Origin of the sequence: Rhodococcus sp. TAF43, assembly GCF_052113525.1 — a bacterium.
GTDB lineage: Bacteria > Actinomycetota > Actinomycetes > Mycobacteriales > Mycobacteriaceae > Prescottella.
This window is the reverse complement of record NZ_JBFRDL010000093.1, coordinates 1-7077: the sequence shown is the minus strand read 5'-3', so window position 1 is coordinate 7077 and position 7077 is coordinate 1. Positions and strand designations below refer to the sequence as shown.

Sequence of the window (7077 nt, the reverse complement as noted above, 5' to 3'; positions counted from 1 at the left end):
CAGTCGGCCGAGTGCAACGCGTTGATGGAGAACCTGCCCGAGGACATGGGCGACTACACCCGTGCCGAGCTGCGCGATCCCGCACCCGAGGCCACCGCGGCGTGGCAGCCGTCCGAGGGCGAGCCCGTCGTTCTGCGGTGCGGTCTCGAGCGCCCGCCGGAGTTCCACCAGGCGTCCGCGCTCAATGTCGTCGACGGCGTGCAGTGGTTCGAGATCTCGGGCGCCGCGCAGGGCATCGACGCGAGCACGTGGTACGCGGTGGACCGCGGCGTCTACGTCGCGCTCACCGTTCCGAACGGATCCGGCCCGACGCCGCTGCAGGACGCCTCCGCCGCGATCTCCGCGTCGATGCCGCAGAAGCCGCTCGACCCCGCCCCGGTTCCCAACCCCTAGAAGTACCCCTGCCAGGGCGAGTTCGGCTCGAGCTGAGCTCGGGCCGAACTCGCGTGTCGGTCGGGCGCCTGCCTCAGCGCAGTCCCGTCCCGCGGGCGAGTGCGGTGTCGACGAGGGTGGAGACCAGCGTCGCGTACTCGACGCCCGCGGCGTCCCACATCCGCGGGAACATCGAGATCGACGTGAAGCCGGGCATCGTGTTGATCTCGTTGATGACCGGCCCGTCAGCGGTGACGAAGAAGTCGACACGCGCCAGGCCCTGGCAATCGAGGGCTCGGAACGCGCGGACGGCGAGTTCCCGGATCTCCGCGCTCACGTCGTCGTCGAGCTTGGCCGGGACGTCGAACTCACAGATGTCGTCGAGGTACTTGGTGTCGAAGTCGTAGAACGCGGACTCGTCGCCGTCCGTGTCGGGCATACGGATCTCGGCCACGACGCTCGCACGCACGTCGCCGTTCGGGAACTCGAGCACACCGCACTCGACCTCGCGGCCGACGACACCGGATTCGACGATCACCTTGGGATCGTGCGAGCGCGCGTGCTCCACGGCGGCGTCCAGCTGCGACCAGTCGGCGACACGGGTGATGCCGATCGACGAGCCGCCCCGCGCCGGCTTGACGAACACGGGCAGACCGAGCCGCTCCTTCTGTTCGTCGGTGAGCGTCGGGGTGCCCGGGCGCAGCACCACCTGGAAGCCGACCGGCAGACCCTCGGCCGCGAGCAGCTTCTTGGTGAACTCCTTGTCCATACCCGCCGCGCTGGCCAGGACGCCGGGGCCCACGTACGGAATGCCCGCGAGCTCGAGCAGCCCCTGAATTGTGCCGTCCTCGCCGTACGCGCCGTGCAGGACGGGGAACACGACGTCGACCGAGGCGAGCGCCTGGCCGGCCTGCGTCTCGTCGAGGCTCACCAGCGCGCCCGCACGAGTGGGGTCCGCGGTCAGTGCCAGAGCAGTGCCCTCCGCGTCGACCGTCGGCATCGACCGGTCCCGGATCGCGAGGTCCGCGGGATCCGTGGAGCCCAGGACCCAGGCGCCGTCCGTGGTTATGCCGATCGGTACCACTTCGTACCGGTCCGGGTCGAGGTTCCTCAGGACACTGCCGGCGGAGACACAGGACACCGAATGCTCGTTACTGCGGCCACCGAAGACGACGGCGACCCTGGTACGCGGATTGTTCACGCCCCAAACCGTACCGTCGAGGGCGACGTCACATCGAACCGACCGAGTATGCCGATTCCGGTCGCCCGAGAGCTATTCGGGTTTGATGCGGCGACCGAGCAGGAGACCGACCGCGTCGTGCACGGACATCCCCTCGTGGCACACCCGGTGGACGGCGTCCGTCAGCGGCATCTCGACGCCGTGCGCGGCCGCCAGCGCACGCACCGAGGTACAGGACTTGACGCCCTCGGCGATCTGCCCGTTGGTCGCGGCCTGGGCGCTCTCGAGGGAGCCGCCGAGCCCCAGGCGCTCACCRAACGAGCGGTTGCGCGACAGCGGGGACGCACACGTCGCGACCAGGTCGCCCACCCCGGCGAGTCCGGCCAGCGTCGCCGCGTTCGCGCCGAGCGCGACGCCGAGACGGATGATCTCGGCGAGCCCCCGCGTGATGAGCGTCGCGATCGTGTTCTCGCCCAATCCGATTCCCGATGCCATCCCGCACGCCAGGGCGATGACGTTCTTGCAGGCGCCGCCGATCTCGCAACCGATCACATCGGTGTTCGTATAGGGCCTGAAATACCCTGTAGCACAAGCCTTCTGAACCGCAAGTGCGCGAGCCTCGTCGGAACACGCGACAACCGTGGCGGCAGGCTGACCCAATGCGATCTCCCGCGCCAGATTGGGCCCCGACAGGACAGCGACGCGGGACGGATCCACCTGGGCCACCTGCGAGATGACCTCGCTCATCCGCAGCAGCGTCACGCTCTCGATGCCCTTCGCGAGGCTGAGCAGCGTGGCGTCCGGACCGATGGCCCCGGCCCAACCCTGCAGGTTGTCCCGCAGCGACTGCGACGGCACCGCCAGCACCACGATGTCGGCGCCGTCCAGGGCCGCCTCGTGATCGGCGGTCGCGGACAACGTCGGCGGAAGGACGATCCCGGGCAGATAGTCGGGATTCTCGTGCCGGGACACGATCGCGTCGGCCACCTCGGGCCGCCTCGACCACAGGGTCACGTCCGTGCCCGCGTCCGCGAGCACCTTCGCGAACGCCGTCCCCCACGACCCCGCGCCGAGTACCGCTGCTCTGCTCACGCCGTCCCCTCCGATCTGCGCTCACCGCTCGTGCCGTTCACTGCCCACACCGTTCCGCCACCGACCCTGCCCACGCCGCCCACTGCTTTGGAACACGATATCTCCCCGGCTCCCCCGCTCGCCGGTCGCGAGCCACCCTCGACACGACTGGCAAGATTGCGTCCCATGAAGGCGGAGCACCGATCGCAGCGACCGGTGCACACCCATGTCCTGATCGCGGTCAAGGAATTACGGCTCGCGAAGTCGCGGCTCGCCGGATCGCTGTCGGCCGCCGACCGCACCGACCTCGTCGTCGCCATGCTGCACGACACGTTGGCGACCCTCGTCGGCGCGGGCGTCGGCCCCGGACCCGACAACTCGTTCTCGGGCATCACGGTCGTGACGCCCGATCCGGCGGTGGCGGCGATCGCGGATCAGTACGGCGTGAGCCACCTCCCCGACCCGGTCCGGGCTGTCCCCCGGGAGTCGAGTCTCAATGCCGCGCTGGCCGCGGCGGAGTCCTCCGTGCAGATTGATCCCGACCGGACGGATCTGGTGGCGCTGCAAGCCGATCTGCCCGCGCTGCGCGCGGACGAGCTGCTCGACGCCCTCGCTGCCGCCCGGAAGGTGGGGCGCGCAATCGTCGTCGACCACACCGGCACCGGCACGGCAGCCCTCTTCGCGTGCGGGCCGGGCAACGCGCTGGATCCACGTTTCGGCACCGATTCCGCGGCCCGCCACATCGCCTCCGGCGCGTACGCCCTCGACGGTGACTGGCCGGGATTGCGCCAGGACGTGGACACGGTCGCGGATCTCGCGGCGGCCGCGCGACTGGGACTCGGGCCGGCTACACGTGCAGCGCTCGAGCACATGGGGTGTACACCCGGTGTCCGGCAGCTCTGAATACTGTGAACTGCGCGTGATCGATTGTCGCGCCTGCATTTCTCGAGGGATGATCGGAGAGTGAGCAACGGGAGAGCACTCGAACGACGCACAGACTCCGATCGGGCGACCGAGGACGGCTCCGGCGCGGACCGCGGGGTTCCGGCCGGCGGCCTGGAGAGCGGCCACCGGCCGAGCATCCCGACCGCCCCGCCGGCCGCGACGCCGGAGGGCACGGAGGACGTCGGACTGCCGGTCGCTCGCTACCTCAATCGCGAGCTGAGCTGGCTCGACTTCAACTCGCGCGTGCTCGCGCTCGCCGAGGACACGTCGCTGCCGCTGCTCGAGCGCGCGAAGTTCCTCGCGATCTTCGCGTCCAATCTCGACGAGTTCTACATGGTCCGCGTCGCGGGCCTCAAGCGGCGGGACGAGACCGGCCTGTCCGTACGGTCGGCGGACGGACTCTCACCGCGCGAACAGTTGGCGCTGATCGGAACCCGGACGCAGGAGATCTCGTCCAAGCACGCGCAGGTCTTCCTCGACTCGGTGCGTCCGGCGCTCGCCGAAGAGGGAATCTCGATCATCGGCTGGCCCGAACTCGACGCCGAGGAACGCGGACGGCTCTCGGATCATTTCCACGAGCAGGTCTTCCCGGTCCTCACCCCGCTGGCCGTCGATCCCGCGCACCCGTTCCCCTACATCAGCGGCCTGAGCCTGAATCTCGCGGTGACGGTGAAGGACGCCGCCACCGGTGGCGAGCACTTCGCCCGCGTGAAGGTGCCCGACAACGTCGACCGCTTCGTACGCGTCAAGCGCACCGGCGACGCACCCGGCGCGATCGCGGCGTTCCTGCCCACCGAGGACCTCATCGCTGCGCACCTCGACGTGTTGTTCCCCGGCATGGAAGTGGTGGAGCACCACGCCTTCCGGGTCACGCGTAATGCGGATTTCGAGGTCGAGGAAGATCGCGACGAGGACCTCCTCCAGGCGCTCGAACGCGAACTCGCACGCCGCAGGTTCGGCTCCCCCGTCCGACTCGAAGTCGCCGACGACATGACCGAGCACATGCTCGAGCTGCTGTTGCGCGAGCTCGATGTCGACCCCGGTGACGTGATCCAAGTTCCTGGGCTACTTGATCTTTCGTCGCTGTGGCAGGTGTACGGCGTGGATCGCCCCAACCTCAAGGACGCCCCGTTCGTCCCGGCGACCCACCCCGCTTTCGGTGAGCGAGAGACACCGAAGAGTGTGTTCTCGACGCTGCGCGACGGCGACGTCCTGGTGCAGCACCCCTACGATTCGTTCTCGACCAGCGTCCAGCGGTTCATCGAGCAGGCCGCCGCCGACCCGCAGGTTCTCGCGATCAAACAGACGCTCTATCGCACCTCGGGTGACTCGCCGATCGTCAACGCACTCGTCGCCGCGGCGGAGGCCGGCAAGCAGGTCGTCGCTCTCGTCGAGATCAAGGCCCGCTTCGACGAGCAGGCCAACATCAAGTGGGCACGCAAGCTCGAACAGGCCGGCGTCCACGTCGTGTACGGACTGGTTGGTCTCAAGACGCACTGCAAGACCTGCCTCGTGGTCCGCCGCGAAGGTTCGACGATCCGCCGGTACTGCCACATCGGCACCGGCAACTACAACCCCAAGACCGCGCGCCTGTACGAGGACGTGGGCCTGCTGACCGCCGCACCCGAGATCGGCGCCGACCTGACGGACCTGTTCAACTCGCTCACCGGTTACTCCCGAAAGTCGCAGTACCGCAACCTCCTGGTCGCCCCGTACGGCGTCCGCTCCGGAATCATCGAGCGCATCGAAGCCGAGATCGAGCACAAGAATGCCGGACGGGAGTGTGGGGTCCGACTCAAGGCCAACGCCCTGGTCGACGAGCAGGTGATCGATGCGCTCTACCGCGCGTCCCAGGCCGGCGTTCCGGTACGCGTCGTCGTCCGCGGCATCTGCGCCCTCAAGCCGGGAGTTCCCGGGCTGAGCGAGAACATCGAGGTTCGCTCCATCCTCGGACGTTTCCTCGAGCATTCCCGGATCATGCACTTCCGGGGCGCCAACGAGTTCTGGATCGGCAGTGCCGACATGATGCACCGCAACCTCGATCGTCGCGTCGAGGTGATGGCGCAGGTCAAGGACCCTCGACTCGCCCGGCAGCTCGACGAGATCTTCGATTCCGCACTGGATCCCACCACCCGGTGCTGGGTTCTGCAGTCCGACGGCAGCTGGCTGGCGGCGCCGGCCCGCGGCGAGAAGGTCCGCGAACACCAGGAGGAGATGATGCGCCGTCGGCGGTCCTTCAGCTCCTGAGCAGGATCCACCACAGCCTCCGTGTACCGCGAGAGCCGTGGCCGAAGGAAGGAACGAAGCCCTTGAGTCGTGAGAAGCCGAGTCCCGACAAGCCGAGCCCCGACAGACCGGTCAAGGCGAATATCTTCGCGGCGGGCGCAGTTTTGTGGCGTAAGTCTCCGACGAATCCGTATGAGATCGAAATCGCTCTCATACACCGCCCCCGATATGACGATTGGTCATTTCCCAAGGGCAAGCTCGATCCCGGCGAAACGTCGATTGTCGCAGCGGTTCGTGAGATCGGCGAAGAAACTGGCATAACAGCGCAATTGGGGCGACATCTGTCACGTGTGACATATCCGATACCCGGGCATCGAAAGCTCAAACGAGTCGAGTACTGGGCAGCGGAGGCTGCATCCGGACAGTTCACGGCGAACAACGAGGTCGACGAACTGCGTTGGCTGCCACCCGATCGCGTTCCCGACCAGCTGTCCTATCCGATGGATCGAACGATCCTGCGACGATTCATGCAGCTCCCGCCCGATACCACGACCGTCCTACTGGTCCGGCACGCCAAGGCCGGCAGCAGTAACAAGTACACCGGGGACGACACCCTGCGCCCACTCGATACGAAGGGGCTGGTCCAGGCGGAAGCTCTTGTCCCTCAACTGCAAGCCTTCGGGGCCACCGAGATCTCCTCGGCCGACCGCACCCGGTGTACACAGACCATGGAGCCCCTCGCCGAAGCGCTCGGGACGCCCATCCGCATCGAGCCGTTGCTCTCCGAGGAGGGCTATGCAGCCGATCCTGCGGGCGCGCGTGCCCGGGCCCGGAAGATCGCGGCACTGGGGGGCGTCCAGGTGATCTGCAGCCAGGGCGGCGTCATCCCCGACCTCATGGAGTGGTGGGCGGAGCGGGACGGCATCCAGCTGCCGTCGGCTCGAAACCGTAAGGCGAGCACCTGGGTGTTGTCGCTGTCCGGCGGGCGTCTCGTGGCGGCCGATCACATCGACAGCCCCCTGCCGGTCATCCGTAAGGCCGACTGACGCGAACCCCGATCTGGTACAACAGAAAACACAACGCGGCGGCCACGGGAAAGATCCCGTGGCCGCCGTGTCAGTTACGGAGAATTCCGTGGGCGCCGAGGCGCCGGCGGTGTCACTTACGCGCAGTGCGCTTGGCCGGAGCCTTCTTGGCCGCAGTCTTCTTCGCGACAGTCTTCTTGGCGACGGTCTTGGCCGGAGCCTTGGCCGCAGTCTTCTTCGCCACGGTCTTCTTGGCGA

6 protein-coding genes are annotated in these 7077 nt (G+C 67.9%); 4 read left to right on the top strand and 2 right to left on the bottom strand.

The genetic code is table 11. The features are described from left to right. Nucleotides 1-393 (top strand): DUF3515 domain-containing protein (locus tag AB4Z09_RS28545; RefSeq protein WP_442241323.1); only part of this gene is annotated, 393 nt, incomplete at its 5' end. 73 nt (nt 394-466) lie between these two features. On the opposite strand, the gene AB4Z09_RS28540 is transcribed toward AB4Z09_RS28545, so the two are convergent. Together AB4Z09_RS28540 and AB4Z09_RS28535 are read right to left on the bottom strand one after the other, a co-directional pair. After that, complete coding sequence (locus AB4Z09_RS28540) at nt 467-1573, bottom strand: D-alanine--D-alanine ligase family protein (RefSeq protein WP_114722497.1); 1107 nt, start codon at nt 1571-1573, stop codon at nt 467-469. Between the two features lie 72 nt (nt 1574-1645). Further along, the gene (locus AB4Z09_RS28535) at nt 1646-2644 is read right to left on the bottom strand and encodes an NAD(P)H-dependent glycerol-3-phosphate dehydrogenase (protein ID WP_442241322.1); all 999 of its coding nucleotides are present in this window, start codon (nt 2642-2644) and stop codon (nt 1646-1648) included. A gap of 165 nt (nt 2645-2809) precedes the next feature. Here AB4Z09_RS28535 and cofC point away from each other — a divergent pair, with 165 nt between their 5' ends. The 3 genes from cofC (at nt 2810) to AB4Z09_RS28520 (ending at nt 6840) form a co-directional block, all read left to right on the top strand. Then, nucleotides 2810-3526 carry a 2-phospho-L-lactate guanylyltransferase gene (cofC, locus tag AB4Z09_RS28530; protein ID WP_442241321.1) on the top strand — a complete coding sequence of 239 codons (717 nt, stop codon included), beginning with the start codon at nt 2810-2812 and terminating at the stop codon, nt 3524-3526. Nucleotides 3527-3679: 153 nt separating this feature from the next. Continuing rightward, on the top strand, nt 3680-5815 hold the full coding sequence (locus AB4Z09_RS28525; RefSeq protein WP_442241324.1) for an RNA degradosome polyphosphate kinase: 2136 nt from the start codon (nt 3680-3682) through the stop codon (nt 5813-5815). Nucleotides 5816-5877: 62 nt separating this feature from the next. After that, nucleotides 5878-6840 carry a bifunctional NUDIX hydrolase/histidine phosphatase family protein gene (locus AB4Z09_RS28520; protein WP_174911633.1) on the top strand — a complete coding sequence of 321 codons (963 nt, stop codon included), beginning with the start codon at nt 5878-5880 and terminating at the stop codon, nt 6838-6840. Nucleotides 6841-7077: the final 237 nt, after the last annotated feature.